Consider the following 18,613-nt stretch of genomic DNA (forward strand, 5'->3'; position numbering starts at 1 on the left):
CGGCGGACCCCGTGCCGGCAGGGCCCGTGGGACAGGTCTCAGATCCAGCCGACGTCCTCGGCGATCCGGACCGCGTCGATCTTGTTGCGGGCGCCGGTCTTGGTGATGGCGCTGGTCAGGTAGTTGCGTACCGTCCCGGTGGACAGATGCAGCCGTCCGGCGATCTCCTCGGCCGGGGCGCCCTTCGCGGCCTCCCTGAGCACGGTGGCCTCGCGAGGGGTCAGCGGGCTCGCGCCGTACTCGATGGCGGCGGCCACCAGCTCGGGGTCCAGCACCCGCAGGCCCTGGGCGGTGCGCCGGACCGCCTCCGCCAGGTGGTCGCCGGGGGCGTCCTTGACCAGGAACGCCTCGATGCCCTCCGCCAGCGCCCTGCGCACCTGGCCCGGCTGGCCCATCGCGGTGAGGATCAGGATCCGGCAGCCGGGCAGCGTCTTGCGCAGCTCCGCCGAGGCGGTGATGCCGTCGACTCCGGGCAGGTCGATGTCGACCACCGCCACGTCCGGCCGGGTCCGCAGGGCCTCGGGGACGATCCGGTCGCCGCGGACGACCTCGGCGACCACGTCGATGTCGGGCTCCAGCCTCAGCAGTGCGCTGAGCGCCGCCCTGATCATGTGCATGTCCTCGGCGAGCAGCACACGGATCATGCCGGCACCTCCATCGCGAGCCGGAACCCGCCGTTCTCGGTCCGCCCGGCGCTGACCGAGCCGCCCAGGCCGCCGGCCCGTTCCTTCAGGCCGGTCAGCCCGTTGCCGCCGACCGAGCGCCCGTGGGCGCGGTCGTTGACCAGCTCCAGCCGTACGGTGCCGGCCCCGGCGGAGGTGGTGATCGAGCAGATCGTCGCCCGGCTGTGCCGCACCACGTTGGTGATCCCCTCGCGCACCGCCCAGGCCAGCGCCTCGTCGACCGGCCCGGACACCCGGAGCTCGGCGAGGTTGGTCTGGCAGCTCACCCCGGACGCCTCCAGCAGCGCGACCGCCCGGTGCACCTCCTCCCGCAGCGACATCTCCCGGTAGCCCCGCGCGACCTGCCGCACCTCCTGGGCGGCGTCCCTGGCCACGTGGACCAGCTCCGACAGCTCCGCCCGCGCCGCCTCGGGGTCGCGCTCGACCAGCCTGCGGGCGAGGTCGCCCTTGAGGGCGACGGCGGTCAGGCTGCTGCCCAGCCCGTCGTGCAGGTCCCGGGAGATCCGCAGCCGCTCCCGCAGCACCGCGGCCTCCGCCAGCTCCGTCCTGGCCTGCTCCAGCTCCCTGCTGACGACGACCAGCCGGACCACCCCGTAGATCACGAATCCGGTGACGAAGAGGGTGGTGACGGCGGAGAAACCCACGAGCGGATTGAAACCCTGCGGGTCGGCGCTCCCGGCGGCTATGAAGTCGACCACCGCCATCGGGGCCAGGCAGCCCAGGGCCAACGGCAGCCGCAGGCGCAGCAGCACCGAGCCGAGCAGGATGGCCTGGGTGCCCCACCAGAAGCCGCCGACCTCGGCCGGGAGGATCACCATCGGGGCGTAGGCGGAGACCGCTTGCACCACGAGCCCGGCGACCGGTCCACCCGGCTCGGCGCCACGCAGGGCGGCGCGGACGTGCAGGAAGTGCGGAATGAAGAAACCGGGCAGCACGGCCGAGAGCACGGCGACCCCGGCCGCTCCGCCGTACCGGGCGATCACGATCACCGGGGAGACCGTGAAGCCCACGGAGAGCAGCACGATCACACCGATCGCCAGCCGCTGGGGGTTTATCCGCATATCAGCGAACCTATGACCTTCGGGTCTCCCATCGGAACCAGCGCGCCGTCGCGAGGAGCCCGGCGACCCCCCAGACGGCCAGCTTCAGGGCCGGTACGGCGGCCGCCCGCAGGTCACCGGCGAGGGTGCCGTCCGCAGCGTAGGCCGCCTGGGCCGCCTCGACGACGGCGCCGGTGGGCAGCAGGCCGAGCACCGTGCCGACCCAGCCGGGAAGGATCTCCAGGACCGGGCCGAAGCCACCGGCGCCGACACCGGCCAGGAAGAAGACCGGCATGGCCATGACGGCCGCCAGCTCCGTGCGGGGGACGATCGCGGTGAACGCCGTTCCCAGCAGGCACAGGACGGCGGCGCCCGCGACCACGAACACCAGATACAGCAGCGGGTCGCGCGGCGCGGGCAGGCCGGTCAGCGAGTACAGCGCCACCGAGACCACGGCCGTCAGCAACGTGCTCTGGACGACCAGGCTGCCGATCTCCCCGCCGAGGATGGCGGGATCGCTCAGCCCGGTGGTCCGCATCCGCTTGAGGACGAGCTGGTCGCGGCGGGCGGTGAGCGTGACCGCGATCTGGTTGAACGTCGTGAGGACGAGGACCATCGCGAGCACCCCCAGGTGCTGGTTCAGCAGGAACTCCGGGTGGCCCGGGCGGACCTTGTCCATCATGAACGGCAGCCCGATGCCCAGGCCCAGAAACAGCAGCACGGACGTGCTCAACGCGGTGCGGTCCCGCCAGAAGAGACGGCCGCTGAAGCGGGTCACCACCGCCAGATCGCGTGCGGACATGGTCATGCCACCTTCTTGTCGTTCTTCTCGCCGGCGGCGAGGTCCAGGAACAGGTCTTCGAGCGTCGCCGTGCGGACCTCCAGGCCGCGCAGGCGCAGACCGCGCTCGCCGGCCCAGCCCAGCAGGGTCTGGGCGGCGAGGTCGGGGTCGGCGGCGCGGCAGACCGCGGTGCGGCCCTCCACCGAGGTGACGGGGATCGGCAGGTCCTCCGGGGCGACGGCGGTAGGAAGCTCGAAGGCGACCCGGCCCGCCTGGGAGGCCAGGGTCTCGGCCATGCCGCCGTGCGCGACGATCAGCCCCCGATCCATGATCGCCATGCTGGTGGCCAGTCGCTGGGCCTCCTCCAGATAGTGCGTGGTGAGCAGGATCGTGGTGCCCTGCCCGGCGAGGTCGCGGATGACCTCCCAGGTGTGCTTGCGCGCCTCGGGGTCCATCCCGGTGGTGGGCTCGTCGAGGAACAGGACGTCGGGCCGGCTCAGCAGGGCCAGGGCCAGGTCCAGGCGGCGCTTCTCCCCGCCGGAGAGCTGGCGCACCTTCGTGCCGGCCTTGGCGCCCAGCCCGGTCAACTCCAGGGTCTCCGCGCGCGGCCGGGGGGCGGCGACGAAGTCCCGCCAGGCGTCCACGGTCTGTGCCACGGTCAGGTCGGGGAAGAATCCCGCCTCCTGGAGCATGATCCCGGTGCTCGCGCGGACCTTGGCCCGGTCCCTGGCCGGGTCGAGGCCCAGCACGCGCACCGTGCCCTCATCCGGAACCTGGAAGCCCGCAAGCACCTCCACCGTCGTGGTCTTCCCCGCACCGTTACGCCCGAGCAGGGCGAAGATCTCGCCGCGCGGGACGTCGAAGGAGATGCCTCCGACGGCTACGAAGTCTCCGTAGCTCTTGGTGAGCCCGTCCACCTGAATCGCTGTCATGTCCTCGATCTTGAAGGCCGCCCGCGCCCGGCGACAGTGAGGAATTCACGACTCCGCTCAGACGACGAGGGCCCGCAGGGTGTGGGGGTGGCGGCCCCCGTCGTAGTCGTGCCAGGCGGCGGCGAGCCTGGCGACCGACTCGGTGAGCGTCTCCTCGGAGAACAGGAACGGCAGCCGCAGATGGTCGCCGTGGCCGCCCGAGGGGTCGAAGGAGCGTCCCGGGGCCACCGCCACCCGGTGGCGGAGGGCCACCTGGGCGAAGGCGTCGGCGTCGCCGTACGGCAGCCGCACCCAGATCGTCTGCCCGCCGAGCGCGGGTCCGGAGGTCCAGTCGGGCAGCCGCCCGGCCAGTTCGGCGCGGAGGTGGTCATGGCGCCGGCGGAGGAGGGCGGTGCGCTCGCGGCGCAGCTCGTCGACGCGGGACAGCAGCCAGGCCGAGGCGAGCTGGGCGAGCACGTCGCCGCCGAGGTCGTGGACGGCCCGCAGCCGGGCCAGCCGTGAGATCAGCGGCGGTGCCGCTCGGATCCAGCCGACGCGCAGACCGCCCCAGACCAGCTTGCTCAGCGAGCCGACGGTGATCAGTTGCTCCGCCGTCCCGTAGTAGGCCAGCGGGGGCGGGGGCTCGCCGGCGAAGAAGAGCTCGGCGGGGACCTCGTCGTCGATGACCGGCACGTCGTGCTCGCCGGCGAGCGCGGCCAGGCGGCGGCGGGTCAGCGCGGGCATGACCGCGCCGGTCGGGTTGTGGCCCGTCGGGACGGTGTAGCCCACGGCCGGCCGGTCGGCCAGCGCCGCGCAGAACTCCCCGGCGTCGGCGGCCGTGCGGAACAGGGCGGCGGCGTCCCGGAACGACTCCAGCGCGCCGGGGTAGGTGGGCGCCTCGGTCAGCACGGTGTCACCGGGGGATACCAGCAGGTTCGCCAGCAGGGTCAGCGCCTGCTGCGCGCCGTTGGTGACCAGGATCTGCCCGGCGGCGGTGGGCACGCCGCGCGCGCGGTAGTAGGACGCGAGGGCCTCACGCAGCGTCGGGTGCCCGGCGGGGTGATAGCCGATGTCGTGCCGGACCCGCGCCAGCCGGGCCGCCGCCGCCTGGTAGGCCTCGATCAGCGCCGGGGGAGGCTCGTCCGGCGCGGCGCAGGTCAGCAGGGTGACGCCGTCCGGCGGGGACAGCAGGTGCAGGAGCAGGGGGTTGACCACGCCGCTGGGGGCGATGCCGCGGGTGGCGGGCAGGTCGGCGGCGCAGACCCGGGTGCCGCTGCCCTGCCGGCGCACCACCTTGCCCTCCTGCTGGAGCTGGTCGTAGGCCGCGACCACGGTGCCCCTGCCCACCGCGAGCCACCGCGCGAGGACCCGGTCGGGGGGCAGCAGGGTGTCCGGAGGCAGCTCGCCGTCGTCGATCAGGGCGCGCAGCCGTACGGCGAGCAGGAGGTAGAGGGGGCCCCGGCCGGACGACCAGCGTCCGAGACGGGCGACGAGTTGCTCAGAATTGGCTCGCATGATGGACCAATCTTGCCCGATTGGCTCTGACAAGCGGCCAATCAGCCGGACATTCTTGATGCATGACTGAACTTCGTCCGGAGACCCGTGCCGTCCACCTCCCCCAGCCGCAGCTCCAGGGCAGCCGGCCCATCGCGGTGCCGCTCTACCAGACCTCGGGGTTCGTCTTCGACGACCCGGCCGTCTTCGCCGACGGGATGGGCCGTCCCGACGGGCCCTTCGTCTACGGGCGGCTGTCGAACCCGACGGTCCGGTCGCTGGAGGAGGCGGTCGCGGGTCTGGAGGGCGGCGTCGGCGCCGTCGCCACCGGATCGGGCATGGGGGCCGTCAACTCCGTGCTGCTCGGCCTGCTCAAGCCCGGCGACCACCTGATCGCGCAGAAGCCGCTCTACGGCGGCACCGCCGCGATGATCAACGACCTGGTCGCGCGGTTCCGGATCACGGTCTCCTACGTGCCCGAAGACGACCCGGCGGCGCTGCGCGCGGCCGTACGGCCCGAGACCAGGCTGGTCTACCTGGAGACGATCGCCAATCCGGTGACCCAGGTCGCCGACCTGCCGGGGATGTGCGCGGCGGCCCGCGAGGCCGGGCTGGTCTCGGTGGTGGACAACACCTTCGCCTCGCCGATCCTGTGCCGCCCGCTGGAGCACGGCGCCGACATCGTCGTCCACTCCACGACCAAGTATCTGAGCGGGCACACCGACGTGGTCGGCGGCATCGCGGTCTTCGCCTCCGAGGAGCTCTACCGGAAGGTGTGGCACTTCGCGGTCGAGCTGGGCGCCACCGCCGACCCGTTCGCCGCCTGGCTCACCCTGCGGGGCCTGCAGACCCTGCCGCTGCGGATGGAGCGCCACTGCTCCAACGCCCGCGAGCTGGCCGTCCGCCTGGACAACCATCCGGCGGTGTCGGCCGTGCACTGGCCGGGCCTGCCCTCGCACCCCTCGCACAAGCTGGCCACGGAGCTGCTGCCGGACTTCGGCGGCGTCTTCTCCTTCGACCTGACCGGCGGGCGCGCGGCGGGGGAGCGGTTCATGAGCTCGGTACGGCTGGCGCTGCTGGCGCCCTCGCTCGGCGGTGTGGAGACGCTCATCCTGCACCCGGCGACCACCTCCCACCGCTCGCTGACGGCCGAGGAGCTCGCCCGCCACGGGATCGGCGAGGGAACGGTCCGGGTCGCGGTGGGCATCGAGCACATCGAGGATCTCTGGGCCGATTTTGCTCAGGCGCTTTCCTGATTTTTCACGTAATGCCACTGTGTAGAGCGAAAAGTCGGCCCTTTCGGAAGGTGGATCGATGCCGCTGAAGAGCTACGGGGTTCTCGTGGGGCGGGCCGTGGACCGCCGGCGCGAGGACGGCGCCGACACCCCGCACTACCAGGTCCACCTCGTCGACGGGGCGGGGACCTCCTACCGGATCGCCGTCAACGTCGAGTCCCAGCAGGCCCCTTCGGAGCTGCTCCATCTCGTCGACGAGGACTTCCGGCACCCCGTGACCGAGTTCCTCGCCCAGGCCGCCGGAGGCTGGAACGCGCTGCCGTCCCGTCCCGGAGGCGCGGCGCTCGACTACATCCGGGGCAACCTGTTCGATCCGGCGGCCCTGCGCCCGCTCCCGCCCGACCTGCCGGGGGTGGACAACGACCTGGCCGACAGGCTCGACCACTACGTCCAGCGGGCGATCGCCGATCCCGGGGCGACCGTATACGCCTTCGGCGAGCGCTGGGGCCCCGAACCGGCGACCCCCGACAAGGTCTTCGGGTTCCGGCCGGGCAACGGCGTGCACGACATCCACATGAACCAGGGCAACTCCCGCCGCTTCCGCGGGGACGACGGCGTGTGGCAGGACGGCGGCCTGCTCCTGCGCTTCCCCGCCGAACCGCGCTGGATCGCGATCTTCCTGGCCTTCCAGTCCCAGGCCTGGCACACCGACGACACCACCGGGCACGCCCTGGACGGCGCGCCCGAGCGGCCCGCCACCGGCCAGGAGCCCGTCCGCGTCCTCGCCGCGCTGGTCAACCCCGTCGGGCCGGCGCCCGAGCGCGAGGTCGTCACCGTGCTGAACGCCTCCCCGGAGCCGGTCGACCTCACCGGGTGGCGGCTGGCCGACCGGCAGAAGAACGCCTTCCCGCTGCCGCCCGGCCCGCTGGCCCCCGGCGCCACGCTCCCGATCGCCGTCGGCGCCCCGTTCACGCTGGGCAACGGCGGGGGAGCGATCACGCTGCTCGACGCCGCCGGCCTCAAGGTCCACGGGGTCTCCTACAGCGCGGAGCAGGGCGGCCGGGAGGGCTGGACGGTCACTTTCTGAGCCAGGCGCGGATCCCGCGCGGGGCGTGGACGGGCCGCCGCCCCAGCGGTCCCGGGATCTCCCGGGGCGCCGGAGCGGCGGCGGCGCGTCAGTGGTAGCTGTGCTCGGTGGTGGGGAAGGCCCCGCTGGTCACCTCGTCGGCGTAGGCGCGGACGGCCCTGTCCATCTCCCCGGCCAGGTCGAAGTATTTCTTGACGAACTTGGCGGGGTGGGCGGTCAGCCCCATCAGGTCCTGCCAGACCAGGACCTGGGCGTCGGTGGCGGGACCGGCGCCGATGCCGATGGTGGGGATCGACAGGGACGTGGTGACCCGCTCGGCGAGGTCGCTGGGGACGCACTCCAGGACCACGGAGAAGGCCCCGGCGTACTCCAGGTCCTTGGCGTCGGCCATGAGCTCGTCACCGGACTGGCCGCGGCCCTGCACCCGGTAGCCGCCGAAGGCGTTGACCGACTGGGGGGTCAGGCCCAGGTGGGCCATGACGGGGATGCCGGCCGAGACCAGGGCCTCGACCTGGGGGAGCACCCGGCGGCCGCCCTCCAGCTTGACCGCGTGGGCGCCGGCCTCCTTCATGAAGCGGGCGGCCGTCTCCAGGGCCTGCTGCGGTGAGGACTGGTAGGAGCCGAACGGCAGGTCGGCGACGACCAGCGCGCGTGACGAGCCGCGTACCACGGCGGCCGTCAGCGGCATGAGGTCGTCCACCGAGACCGGCAGCGTCGAGTCGTAGCCGTAGACGACCATGGCGGCCGAGTCGCCGACGAGCAGCACCGGGATGCCGGCCTCGTCGAAGACCCTGGCGGTCATCGCGTCGTACGCGGTGACCATCGGCCACTTCTCACCCCGCTCCTTGGCGGCGGCGATGTCGCGGACGGTGATCCTTCGCCCTGTCTGGCCGCCGTAGAGGGCGGTCGGCCGACTGGTGACGGAAGAGGACATCAAACCCTCCAGAAGAGTCTCGAGGCGCCCCAGTGGCGTCCCCGGACGTTTCCGATGATTGCACGCGGTCGGCTGGTTAAACACCCCCGGCCCCGGCGGTAATCCAGTGGCGGAGGTGTCGGTGCCGTACGCCACAATGCATGCGGAGGTAAGTAATCAAAATGGCTATCGAACCTTACCGTCGCCTGCTCGCCCTTCCGGGTGTGCGGACGTTGCTGCTGGTGGGCCTGGTGGCCCGGATCCCGTCCACGGCGACGGGCATCACGCTGACGCTGCACATCCGCAGTCTCGGCATGGGCTGGCTGGCGGCAGGGGTGGTCGGCACGGCCACCACGGTGGGGATGGCGGTCGGGGCGCCGCTGGCCGGACGGTTCGTCGACAGACACGGCCTGCGTCCGGTGCTGGTGGTGACCACCGTCGCCCAGCTCGCCTTCTGGTCCTGCGCGTGGGCGCTGCCCTACCCCGCGCTGGTGGTCGCCTCGGTGGTGGCCGGGCTGCTGGGTCTGCCGGTCTTCAGCGTGATCCGGCAGTGCCTGACGGCCCTGGTCCCGCCCGCGCAGCGCAGGATCGGCTTCTCCCTCGACTCGATCATGGTCGAGCTGTCCTACATGACCGGACCCGCCCTCGGGGTCGTCGGGATCACCTCGCTCGGCAGCGCGTGGACGATGTGCGTCGTCGCGGTCGGCCTGACCGGCGCCGGCGTGGCGTTGATCCTGCTGAACCCGCCGATCCGCTCGGCCGAGGAGCTCCAGGAGCCGGCGGAGAAGGTCCTGCGGCGCCAGTGGCTGACCCCGGGCCTGATCACGCTGCTGGGCACCGCGTCGGCGGCCACCTTCGTGCTGACCGCCACCGAGCTGGCGCTGGTGGCGACCGTCGAGCAGGCCGGCGACACGGCGTGGACCGGCCTGGCGATCGGGCTGTGGTGCGTCTACTCGCTGGTCGGCGGCTTCGTCTACGGCGGGCTGTCGCGGGGCTTCTCCCCGCTGGTCCTGATCGGTGCGATGGGCCTGCTCACCGTCCCGGTGGGCCTGGTGGGCGGTGACTGGCGGTGGGTGATCGTCGCGCTCGTCCCGGCGGGAGTGCTGTGCGCCCCCGGCCTGTCGTCCACGGTCGAGACCCTCAGCCGCTGGGTCCCGGCGGGTGCCCGCGGGGAGGCGATGGGCCTGCACGGCACGGCTCTGCTCATCGGCGGCGCGGTCTCGGCGCCGATCGCCGGAGCGGTCATCGACGGTGCCGGCACGGGCTGGACCTTCGCCCTCGCGGGCCTGGTCGGCATGGCGATGGTGCTGGTGGCGCTGCCGTTCTGGCGGCGGATCCCGGCGGCGGCCGAGAAGCCGGTGCCCGTCGCGGCCTGAGCCCCCATCCCGTTAACGAGAGGTGAATACGAAACGAAACTGTTGCGTATCGAAAAGATAGGCGCTACGGTTGCGTTGCGAAACTTTACCGTATCGAAAATGGGGTCCCATGGAACAGCAGCTTGGCCACCCGAGGCGGTGGCAGGTCCTGGGGGTGCTGGTGTTCAGCCTCCTGGCGGTCGTGCTCGACAACACGATCCTCAACGTCGCCCTCAAGACGATCGCCGACCCGGTGGAGGGCCTGGGCGCCACCCAGAGCCAGATGGAATGGGCGATCAACTCCTACACCCTGGTCTTCGCCGGCCTGCTGTTCACCTTCGGTGTCATCGGTGACCGCACCGGGCGCAAGCGCATGTTGATGATCGGCATGGTGCTCTTCGGCCTCGCCTCGCTGGCCAGCGCCTACTCCCAGGATCCCGGGCAGCTGATCGTGGCCCGGGCGTTCATGGGGATCGGCGGCGCCGCGATCATGCCGGCCACACTCGCGATCATCTCCAACGTCTTCCCGCCGCAGGAGCGCGGCAAGGCGATCGGCGTCTGGGCCGGCGGCGTCGGCATCGCCGTGGCGATCGGCCCGATCACCGGCGGTCTGCTCATCGAGCACTTCTGGTGGGGCTCGGTCTTCCTGATCAACCTGCCGATCGTGCTGATCAGCATGGTGCTCATCGCGCTGGTCGTGCCCGAGTCGCGTGACCCCAAGCCGTCCAAGCTCGACCCGGTCGGCGTGATCCTGTCCATCGTGGGTCTGGTCGCCATCACCTACGGCATCATCCGGGGCGGCGAGCTGGCCACCGTGGCCAGCGCCGAGGTGCTGGTCCCCACGCTCCTCGGCGTGGCCGTGCTGGCCGCCTTCGTCTGGTACGAGCGCCGCATCGACCACCCCGCCTTCGACGTCACCTACTTCCGCGACCCCCGCTTCGCCACCGCGGTCGGCATGATCGGCATCGTGTTCTTCGCCATGATGGGCGCGATGTTCTTCCTGGTCTTCTACCTGCAGATCGTGCTGGGCTTCAGCGCCCTGCAGGCGGGCGCGCTGATGATCCCGTTCGCCGCCGCGCAGATCATCTTCGCCCCGCTCAGCCAGCAGCTGGCCAAGCGCTTCGGCGGCAAGCTGACCGCCACCGTGAGCATGGTCATCGTGGCCGGCGCGCTGGCCGCCTACGCCCTGATGGACCAGAACACCTCGATCCTGGCGATCGAGATCGTCTTCTTCGTCCAGGGCGCGGCGATGGCCAACCTCATGCCGCCCGCGACCACCGCGATCATGGAGGCGCTGCCTCGGGAGAAGGCCGGTGTCGGCTCGGCCATGAGCAACACGGTCCGCCAGGTCGCCGGCGCGCTCGGCGTCGCCCTGCTCGGCTCCCTGCTGTCGGCCATCTACCGCGACGAGATCGCCCCCTCGCTGACCGGCCTGCCCGAGCAGCTCAGGCACATCGCGGGCGAGTCGCTGACCGGCACGCTCGGCGTGGCCGGGGGGCTCGGCGAGCGCGGCGCGGCGCTGATCGAGCCCGCCAAGCGGGCCTTCATGGACGGCATGCACACCACGGCCCTGGTCTCGGCCGTGGTCGCGCTGCTCGGAGCCCTGGTGGTGCTGAAGTGGCTGCCCGGCAAGAGCGCCGCGCTGCCCCCTGTCGAGCACATCTCTCAGGACAAGGAACCGGCAGTAGTGTAGGCACACGATGACCACGATTGACGAGACGCAGGCGGCCCGCCCGGCGGGCCGCCCCCGCAGCGCCAGGGCAGAGAAGGCGATCATCGACGCGACCCTCGACCTGATAGGCGAGGGGATGAACGTCTCCGAGCTGTCCATCGAGGCGATCGCCGCCCGGGCCGGGGTGGGCAAGACCACGATCTACCGGCGCTGGTCCAACAAGGAGGACCTGGTCGTCGACGCCCTGGCGCAGCTCAAGTCGCCGCTGCCGCAGATGAGGGGCAGGTCGGTCCGCGAGGACCTGATCGCCTACCTCGAGGTCGTCCGGCGCGACTCGTGCGACGCGCGCAGGCGGTGCGTCATGAACATCGCGATGAACGACGCCGAGCGGCATCCGCGCCTGGTGGAGCGGATCCGGCAGGCCACGATCGAGCCGCGCAGGGCCGTGATGGCCGCCGTGCTGCAGCGCGGCGTCGCGACGGGCGAGCTCCGGGCGGATCTCGACGTGCCCGTCGCGATGGCGACGCTGGTCGGCACCATGATGTGGTATGTCCGCAGCGCGGGGTTCGGCGAGGAGCAGGAGATCCCGGACGACATCGCCGAACAGATCGTCGACCAGCTCATGGCCGGCCTCGGCCCCCGCTGAGACCGCCGCGCACCCCGTAGGCCGACCGCCTGGAGCTTGACGGGCCCGTCGGAGCCGGACCGCCGGATCCGCCCGGCGCCGAGCGGCCGCGCCCCCGGGCGCGCCGGCCGCTCCCCGGGCGCGGCGGAGGGCTCCGGGGCTCAGGCGATCGTCTCGCGCCAGTGGTTGGTGATGGGCAGGCGGCGGTCGCGGCCGAAGTTCTTGGGAGTGATCTTGGGGCCCGGGGGATACTGCCGGCGCTTGTACTCGGCCAGGTCGACCAGGCGGATGATCCGGGCGACGAGGGCCGGGTCGTGGCCGGCGGCGATCAGCTCGGCGGAGCCCATGTCCTTCTCGACGTAGTCGTCCAGGAGGCGGTCCAGCACGTCGTACTCCGGCAGGGAGTCGGTGTCGCGCTGGTCGGGGCGGAGCTCCGCGCTGGGCTCCTTCTCGATGGAGTTCTCCGGGATGGGCGGCTCCGCGAAGCCGTACAGGAACTCGCCCGACGTCCCGGCCTGGGCGTTGCGCCAGCGCGACAGCTTCCACACCAGGGTCTTGAGCACGTCCTTGATGGGCGCGAAGCCGCCGGCGGAGTCGCCGTAGAGGGTGGAGTAGCCGGTGGCCAGCTCACTCTTGTTGCCGGTGGTGAGGACCAGGTGCCCGTGCTGGTTGGACAGGCCCATCAGGATCATGCCGCGGACCCGGGCCTGCAGGTTCTCCGCGGCCAGGCCGGACAGCTCGATCTCCTTCTCGAAGCTGTCGACGATGTCGGCGATCGGCACGAGCTGGGCGTTGATCCCCTGCCGCTGCACCAGCTCCTGGGCGTCCTCCAGGGAGTGCTCGGAGGAGTAGCGCGAGGGCATCATCACCACGTGCACCCGGTCGGGGCCGATCGCGTCGGAGGCGATCGTGGCGGTCAGGGCCGAGTCGATGCCGCCGGACAGGCCCAGGATGACCGACTGGAAGTCGTTCTTGGCCACGTAGTCGCGGACCGCGAGGACCAGCGCCGAGTAGACCTCGGCGACGTCGTCGAGCTGCGGGGCGATCGAGGGCGGCTCCGGCGCGTACGGCTCGACGGGGTAGGCCGACAGCTCCAGCCGCTCCACCGTGATGACGGTCCCGTCGCCGGCGTCGACCTGGAAGGTGCCGAGGCCGCCGAACCTGGCCTCGGGCAGCTCCAGGTCCGTGATCAGCAGCTCCTCGGCGAACTGCGCGGCCCGCGCGACCAGCTCGCCGGAGGCGGAGACGATGATCGAGTCGCCGTCGAAGACGAGCTCGTCCTGCCCGCCCACCTGGTTGGCGTAGGCGAGGGCGCAGCCGGCCTCCCGCGCCCGGCGGGCGACGAGCGCGAGGCGCACGTCGTCTTTCTCCTTCTCGTACGGCGAGGCGTTCGGCACCACCAGCAGCCCGGCTCCGGCCTCGGCCACCACCGCGACCGGCCCGCCCTCCTGCCACAGGTCCTCGCAGACCGCGATCGCCACGTCGACGCCGTGCAGCCGGAAGATCGGCAGCCGGTCGCCGCGCACGAAGTAGCGGTATTCGTCGAAGACGCCGTAGTTCGGCAGGTGGTGCTTGGCGGTCTTGGTGACCACCTGGCCCCGGTGGAGCAGCGCGGCCGCGTCCAGCGGGGCGCCCTTGGGCTGCCCCACGCGCGGCGCCAGGTCCGCCCGGTCCACGTAGCCCACGACCACCGGGACCTCGCCGAGACCCTCGTCGGCCAGCCGGCGGGCGAGGGCCTCGACCGCGGCGATCGAGGCTTCCACGAACGAGCTGCGCAGCACCAGGTCCTCGACCGGATAGCCGGTCAGGAACATCTCGGTGAACACCACCAGGTGCGCGCCGCGGTCGGCGGCGCGCCGGGTCCATTCGACGACCTTGTCGGCGTTGGCCGCCAGGTTGCCGACCACGGGATCGGTCTGAGCCAGGGCGATACGGAGTTGAGCCACGTGCTCCACCTTATTCCCGGTCGCGCGGAGAGCCGTCCAGGGCGATCGAGGTCGCCAGGTGTGCGACCGGCTAGCCGAGGACGCCGAGCAGGCCGAGATCCCTGGCCCTGGCGGGCTCGGTCACGCGCTGGAGCTCCTTGCCGGAGGCGTCCAGGACCACCAGGGTGTGGGCGGCCGCGCCCTTGACGCGGACCGCGAGGCGGCCGTCGCGCAGGTAACGGGCGCCCAGCAGCGTGCCCCTGACGGGGATGGAGATCTTCTTGCCGGTCTCGGTGTCGTGGATCGACGGGGTGAACGACAGCGGCCAGGAGCCGTCGCCGCCGGGGGCGTCGGGGCCGATGGCGTTCACCACGACCCGGCGGGCGTCGGGCGACAGGCTCTCCACGTGGTTGGCGAGCTTGATGCCGGGGGCCTTGCGGGAGAGGCGGGACCTGGTGTCCAGCAGGTGGACGCCGACGGTGTCGCCGGCGTAACCGGCGAGCGTCCTGCCGTCGGCCGACCAGGTCAGATGGCAGGGGCCGAGGGTCCTGCCGGAGTCGACCGCGTTCCTGCCGTCCGCGCCGACCACGATCACGGTCGTGGCCGCGGCCGTGCCCTTCTTCGGGTAGGCGATCCGCTTGCCGTCGGCGGTCCAGGCGGGGGTCAGGCAGGGGCCGCCGTAGGCGGCGTCCTTGGCGATCACCTTGTCCCCGCCCGCGGACCTGACGTGCAGGCGGCTCCTGTCGTCGATCCAGGCGATCCGCCTGCCGTCGGGCGCCGCCGAGAACTGCCCGGCGAAGCTCCCGCCGCCGACGGCCAGGCCGCTCCAGCCGCCCCGGTGGGTCAGCACCTCGACCTTGCCGCCCTTGTGGCCGAGGTAGATGGCGCCCGTGACCGGCGCCGCCTGTGACGAGGCCAGGGCAGGAGCGGCGACGGCGGCGGTCGACACGGCGAGTGCGGCGCCGACGGCCATGGCCCAGTGCTTCACAACGATCTCCTCAGATCAGTCCACCAACAGCTAGTTAGAGATCTGAGCGGCCGGAAAGGTTTACATCCGGCCGGCCGGAATCGGCAGGACGGCCTCGACCACCGTGCCGCCGCCGGGCGCCGCGCCGATCACGCACGTCCCGCCGAGCTCGGCGGCGCGCTCGCGCATCGACAGCAGGCCCACGCCGGAACGCGGCCCGGCGGGCAGCCCGTGCCCGTCGTCCTGGACACGGACCACCAGCGACTCGCCGCGCCGCAGCGAGACCACCGCCGAACGGGCCCCCGCGTGCTTGCGGATGTTGGTGAGGCCCTCCTGCGCGATCCGGTAGGCGGCCACCTCGGCGGCTGCGGGCAGGTCGGACAGGTCGCCCTCGGTCTCGACGGCCACCCGCGGCTCACCCTCGACGGCCAGCGCCCGTACGGCGCCGGCCAGGCCGAGCTCGTCGAGGGTCGGCGGGCGCAGGCCGTACACCAGCTCCCTGATCTCCTGGCCGACCGCGTCCATGCCGCTGCGCAGCTCGGACAGGAGCCGGTCGGCGGAGGCGGGGGCGGTGCGCAGGCTGATCTTGGCCATGTTGATCGACATCGCCATGTCGGTCAGCGCGTGGCCGAGCCCGTCGTGCAGGTCCCGGCGGAGGCGGCGGCGCTCCTCCTCGCGCGCGGTGAGGATGCGCTCGCGGGAGCGCTGCAGGTCGGCGGTCATCCGTACGGCGTGCACCACGTCCGCCACGTAGGGGGTGACCACGGCGATCAGCCGGTCGTTGTGGGCCGCGGCGAACCGGCGGGGACCCGGGGAGCCCAGGAGCAGCCGCCCGACCGGCTCCCCGTGCCAGACCAGCGGCACCGCGCGCGGGGCCGGGCCCAGCAGGCCGACCTCCACCCGCCTGCCTCCCACGCCGTCCACCTCGACCACGACCCCGGTGACGCTCAGCCCGTCCCGGACCACGGCGGCCACGGCGGCGAGCGCGTTGGCGGGCTCGGTCTCGCCGGCCTCCTGGGCCAGCCGGGCGGCCAGGGCGCGCGGATCGCCGTGCGTGCCGTACATGAGCCGGTCGACCCACCGCCGGAGCAGGTGGCGGAGCGGGTGGAAGACGACGCCGGCGAACAGCGCCGCCGCCAGGCCGCCGACCCGGTCGTAGCCGGACAGGGCGAGCCCGGTGACCGCGCCGACCCCGAAGTAGACCGCGCTGATCGCGGTGATCAGCCCGGCGGCCACGAAGGCGCGGCTGATCACGGTGTCGATGCCGTACAGCCGGTAGCGCAGCACGGAGAAGGCGATGGCGACCGGGATCAGCCCGGTCGCGACCGTGGCGGCCGGCGCCCAGTCCTCACCGAGGAGCATGAAGACGATGTAGAGGGCGAAGGCGCTCAGCGGCCAGGCGATCTGGCGGCGCAGCACGGGGTCGGCCCGGCGGAAACGCAGCATCAGGGAGAGCAGCGACAGGATCGCGACGCCCATGATCAGCACCATCAGGAGCTGCTGGGGCTGCCTGCCGTAGGGGGTGAGCGCCTCGACCGCCAGCGGGTTCGGGATGACGCGGGGCAGCGGGTAGTCGTCCAGGGGCGGCGTCGGGCGCACGATCATGCGGGCCGACTCCACCACCATCAGCGCGCCCGCCAGGACCACCAGCGGGCGCCAGCGCCGGGAGGGCAGCCGCCCGTCGGGGGAGTACAGCGGCAGCAGGCTCGCCAGCAGCATGCCGCCCATGATCCAGCCGATCCCCGCGGCGTAGCGGTAGTAGCCCGCCGCCGCCAGCGCGCCCTCGGCGCCCGAGCGGAGCATCATGCCGGTGGCGAAGATGTTGATCGCGCAGCCGAGCCCGCCGACGCACATCAGCCACGCGGTCGCCGGACGTGAACGGTGGGCCAGCAGGAAGGCGCCCACCAGCGGGAAGGTCAGCCCTCCGGCGAGGTCGGGGGTCAGGAGCATGTCCGGGAACCAGCCGGGCGGCAGGCGCAGCGTGATCACGAAGCCGATCACCGTGAGCGCGACCGCGGTGGCGGCCACCACGATGATGAGGACCAACCGCGTCGAGGCCATCAGGGCGGGCGCGGCGCCGGCGCCCCTCCGGCGCGCGGGCGCGGCGGCGCCGGCCGTGGTGTCCGCGGCCGTCCCGGGAGCGGGCGGCGGGGGAGCGGCGCCGGCCCCGGAGACCCCCCGGGCCGCCGTCCCGGACGATCCCTGGGCCGCCGGAGTCTCCGGGGCCTCCGGTTTCCTGGAGGTTTCCGGTGTCTTCGAGACGTCCGGCGTCCTGGAGGATCCCGGTGTCGCCGGAGTCTCGGGGACCTCAGGCGTGTCCGAGGTCTCTGAGGCCCCGCAGACGCCTGAGGTCCCCGAGCCCGTCTCGTCGCTGTCGCGCCCCGCCACGAACATTGTTACCTGCCTATGCCACCCGGGTTGACCAGCCCCGACTCGTAGGCCGAGACGACGAGCTGGGCCCGGTCGAACAGCCCCAGGTGGTCCAGGAGCTTGGAGACCGACTCTGACACCGCCTGCTCGGAGACCGACAGGGTCGCCGCGATCTGCCGGTTGGTGAGCCCCCGGGCGACCAGCTTCATCAGGTCCAGCTCGGCGTCGCCGAGACCGGCGAGCGCGGGCGGGGCCGAGGGGTCGGTGTGCCCGGCGAAGGAGGCGATCAGGCGGGTGGTGACGGCCGGGTCGATCAGCGCGTCACCGGCCTGCGCGGCGCGCATCGCGGTGATGAGCTGCTCGGGGGCCGAGGTCTTGAGCACGAAGCCGCTCACCCCGGCCCGCAGCGCCGCGTAGAGGTTGTCGTCCGTGCCGAACGTGGTCATCATGATCACCTTCGGCGGGGACTCGTCGGCCAGGATCCGCCGCGCGGCGGTCAGGCCGTCCAGCCGGGGCATCTGGATGTCCATCAGCACCAGGTCGGGCGAGGTCTCCCGGACGGCGGCGATCGCCTGCTCGCCGTCCTCGGCCTCGGCCACGAGGTGGAAGCCGGGCTCGCTGTCGAGCACGACCCGCAGGCCGGTGCGGACCAGGGCCTGGTCGTCGGCCACCACGACGCGCAGCTCCGGCGGCCCCGCCCGCTCGGCCGTCCGCACCGGGACCGCCTCCTTCTCCTTGGGGGGAGCGGGCAGGTCCAGGTGGGCGGCCTGCGACAGCATGTCGGACTCCAGGCGCTGCAGGGTGGCGCCGAGGTCGAGGCCGAGCTCGTCGCGGAGCATCACCCTGGCCCGTCGGAGCGCTCCCAGCGCGTCGCCCTGCCTGCCGCTGCGGTAGAGCGCCAGCGCGAGCAGCCGCCAGGCCTCCTCCCGCAGCGGATGGGCCGAGGCGTGCGCCTCGAGGTCGGCCACCAGGGCGCTGGACTGCCCGAGCAGCAGTCCGGCGTCGGCGCGGCGCTCGACCGCGATCAGCCGCAGCTCCTCCAGCCGGCCCGCCTCGGTCACCGCCCACGGCAGGTCGGAGAACTCGGCCAGGGCGGGGCCCCGCCACAGCGCGAGAGCCTCGTCCAGGCGCTCCCACACCGCGGCCGGTCCGTCCTCCGTCTTGACGGCGCTCTCGAACTTCCAGGTGTCCACCTGTCCGGGGTCGGCGCGCAGCGCGTATCCCGGCGGGGCGGAGACCAGCACCTCCGCCTCCTCCCTGGGCGCGCGGCCGGGTTCCAGGGCGCGCCGCAGCCGCGAGACGTATCCCTGGATGGTGGACAGGGCCTGGGCCGGGGGCTCGCCCGGCCAGAGCTCGTCGATGAGCATGCTTACAGGGACGGCGCGGCCGCCCGCTACGAGGAGCCGGGCAAGCACCGCCATCTGACGTTGTCCGCCGAGGTCGAGCACCACGTCGCCGTGGCGCGCCTGGAACGGTCCTAGGGCGCGAAATGTCAGCATTTCAGGCGCAAGCGTAGAGCCACCTGGTCCCATGTCATACGGCAATACCCACCATC

15 protein-coding genes are annotated in these 18,613 nt (G+C 72.6%); 5 read left to right on the plus strand and 10 right to left on the minus strand.

Translation table 11 applies throughout. The features are described 5' to 3' along the window. Nucleotides 1-38: 38 nt before the first annotated feature. From J2S55_RS04340 to J2S55_RS04360, 5 genes are read right to left on the minus strand one after another with little or no spacing between them, the layout of a single operon-like run. The gene (locus J2S55_RS04340) at nucleotides 39-644 is read right to left on the minus strand and encodes a response regulator transcription factor (RefSeq protein ID WP_306857458.1); all 606 of its coding nucleotides are present in this window, start codon (nucleotides 642-644) and stop codon (nucleotides 39-41) included. Continuing rightward, nucleotides 641-1,744, minus strand: a complete 1,104-nt coding sequence (locus tag J2S55_RS04345; protein WP_306857459.1) for a sensor histidine kinase — start codon at nucleotides 1,742-1,744, stop codon at nucleotides 641-643. The genes J2S55_RS04340 and J2S55_RS04345 overlap by 4 nt, the downstream gene beginning before the upstream one ends. Before the next feature lie 10 nt (nucleotides 1,745-1,754). Beyond that, entirely contained in the window at nucleotides 1,755-2,525 is a 771-nt protein-coding gene (locus J2S55_RS04350) for an ABC transporter permease (RefSeq protein WP_306857461.1), read from the minus strand. Between the two features lie 2 nt (nucleotides 2,526-2,527). Then, nucleotides 2,528-3,436 (minus strand): ABC transporter ATP-binding protein, encoded by a 909-nt coding sequence (locus J2S55_RS04355; protein ID WP_306857462.1) that lies wholly within the window; start codon nucleotides 3,434-3,436, stop codon nucleotides 2,528-2,530. A 57-nt stretch (nucleotides 3,437-3,493) separates the two neighbouring features. After that, the gene (locus J2S55_RS04360; protein ID WP_306857464.1) at nucleotides 3,494-4,930 is read right to left on the minus strand and encodes an aminotransferase-like domain-containing protein; all 1,437 of its coding nucleotides are present in this window, start codon (nucleotides 4,928-4,930) and stop codon (nucleotides 3,494-3,496) included. Nucleotides 4,931-4,992: 62 nt separating this feature from the next. On the opposite strand from J2S55_RS04360, the gene J2S55_RS04365 reads away from it, so the two are divergent. Beyond that, nucleotides 4,993-6,165, plus strand: coding sequence for a trans-sulfuration enzyme family protein (locus J2S55_RS04365; protein ID WP_306857465.1), 1,173 nt, complete (start codon nucleotides 4,993-4,995; stop codon nucleotides 6,163-6,165). 58 nt (nucleotides 6,166-6,223) lie between these two features. Further along, nucleotides 6,224-7,231 carry a DUF2278 family protein gene (locus J2S55_RS04370; RefSeq protein ID WP_306857467.1) on the plus strand — a complete coding sequence of 336 codons (1,008 nt, stop codon included), beginning with the start codon at nucleotides 6,224-6,226 and terminating at the stop codon, nucleotides 7,229-7,231. Nucleotides 7,232-7,319: 88 nt separating this feature from the next. On the opposite strand, the gene panB is transcribed toward J2S55_RS04370, so the two are convergent. Continuing rightward, entirely contained in the window at nucleotides 7,320-8,165 is an 846-nt protein-coding gene (gene panB / locus J2S55_RS04375) for a 3-methyl-2-oxobutanoate hydroxymethyltransferase (protein ID WP_306857468.1), read from the minus strand. A 161-nt stretch (nucleotides 8,166-8,326) separates the two neighbouring features. Between panB and J2S55_RS04380 the strand changes: the two genes are divergently transcribed. The 3 genes from J2S55_RS04380 to J2S55_RS04390 all read left to right on the plus strand — a co-directional run bounded on the left by J2S55_RS04380 (nucleotide 8,327) and on the right by J2S55_RS04390 (nucleotide 11,817). Beyond that, nucleotides 8,327-9,520 carry an MFS transporter gene (locus J2S55_RS04380; protein ID WP_306857469.1) on the plus strand — a complete coding sequence of 398 codons (1,194 nt, stop codon included), beginning with the start codon at nucleotides 8,327-8,329 and terminating at the stop codon, nucleotides 9,518-9,520. Nucleotides 9,521-9,629: 109 nt separating this feature from the next. Next, the gene (locus J2S55_RS04385) at nucleotides 9,630-11,192 is read left to right on the plus strand and encodes an MFS transporter (RefSeq protein WP_306857470.1); all 1,563 of its coding nucleotides are present in this window, start codon (nucleotides 9,630-9,632) and stop codon (nucleotides 11,190-11,192) included. A gap of 7 nt (nucleotides 11,193-11,199) precedes the next feature. Further along, on the plus strand, nucleotides 11,200-11,817 hold the full coding sequence (locus tag J2S55_RS04390; RefSeq protein ID WP_306857471.1) for a TetR/AcrR family transcriptional regulator: 618 nt from the start codon (nucleotides 11,200-11,202) through the stop codon (nucleotides 11,815-11,817). A gap of 140 nt (nucleotides 11,818-11,957) precedes the next feature. Here the strand turns inward: J2S55_RS04390 and J2S55_RS04395 are convergent, their stop codons facing one another. The 4 genes from J2S55_RS04395 to J2S55_RS04410 all read right to left on the minus strand — a co-directional run bounded on the left by J2S55_RS04395 (nucleotide 11,958) and on the right by J2S55_RS04410 (nucleotide 18,557). After that, nucleotides 11,958-13,742, minus strand: a complete 1,785-nt coding sequence (locus J2S55_RS04395; protein WP_306857473.1) for an NAD+ synthase — start codon at nucleotides 13,740-13,742, stop codon at nucleotides 11,958-11,960. Between the two features lie 70 nt (nucleotides 13,743-13,812). Next, entirely contained in the window at nucleotides 13,813-14,709 is an 897-nt protein-coding gene (locus J2S55_RS04400; protein WP_306857474.1) for a TolB family protein, read from the minus strand. Nucleotides 14,710-14,769: 60 nt separating this feature from the next. Beyond that, nucleotides 14,770-16,734 carry a sensor histidine kinase gene (locus J2S55_RS04405; RefSeq protein WP_306857476.1) on the minus strand — a complete coding sequence of 655 codons (1,965 nt, stop codon included), beginning with the start codon at nucleotides 16,732-16,734 and terminating at the stop codon, nucleotides 14,770-14,772. Nucleotides 16,735-17,084: 350 nt separating this feature from the next. Further along, nucleotides 17,085-18,557, minus strand: coding sequence for a BTAD domain-containing putative transcriptional regulator (locus J2S55_RS04410; RefSeq protein WP_306857477.1), 1,473 nt, complete (start codon nucleotides 18,555-18,557; stop codon nucleotides 17,085-17,087). Nucleotides 18,558-18,613: the final 56 nt, after the last annotated feature.

Origin of the sequence: Streptosporangium brasiliense (assembly GCF_030811595.1) — a bacterium.
In the GTDB taxonomy this organism is placed as follows: Bacteria; Actinomycetota; Actinomycetes; order Streptosporangiales; family Streptosporangiaceae; genus Streptosporangium; species Streptosporangium brasiliense.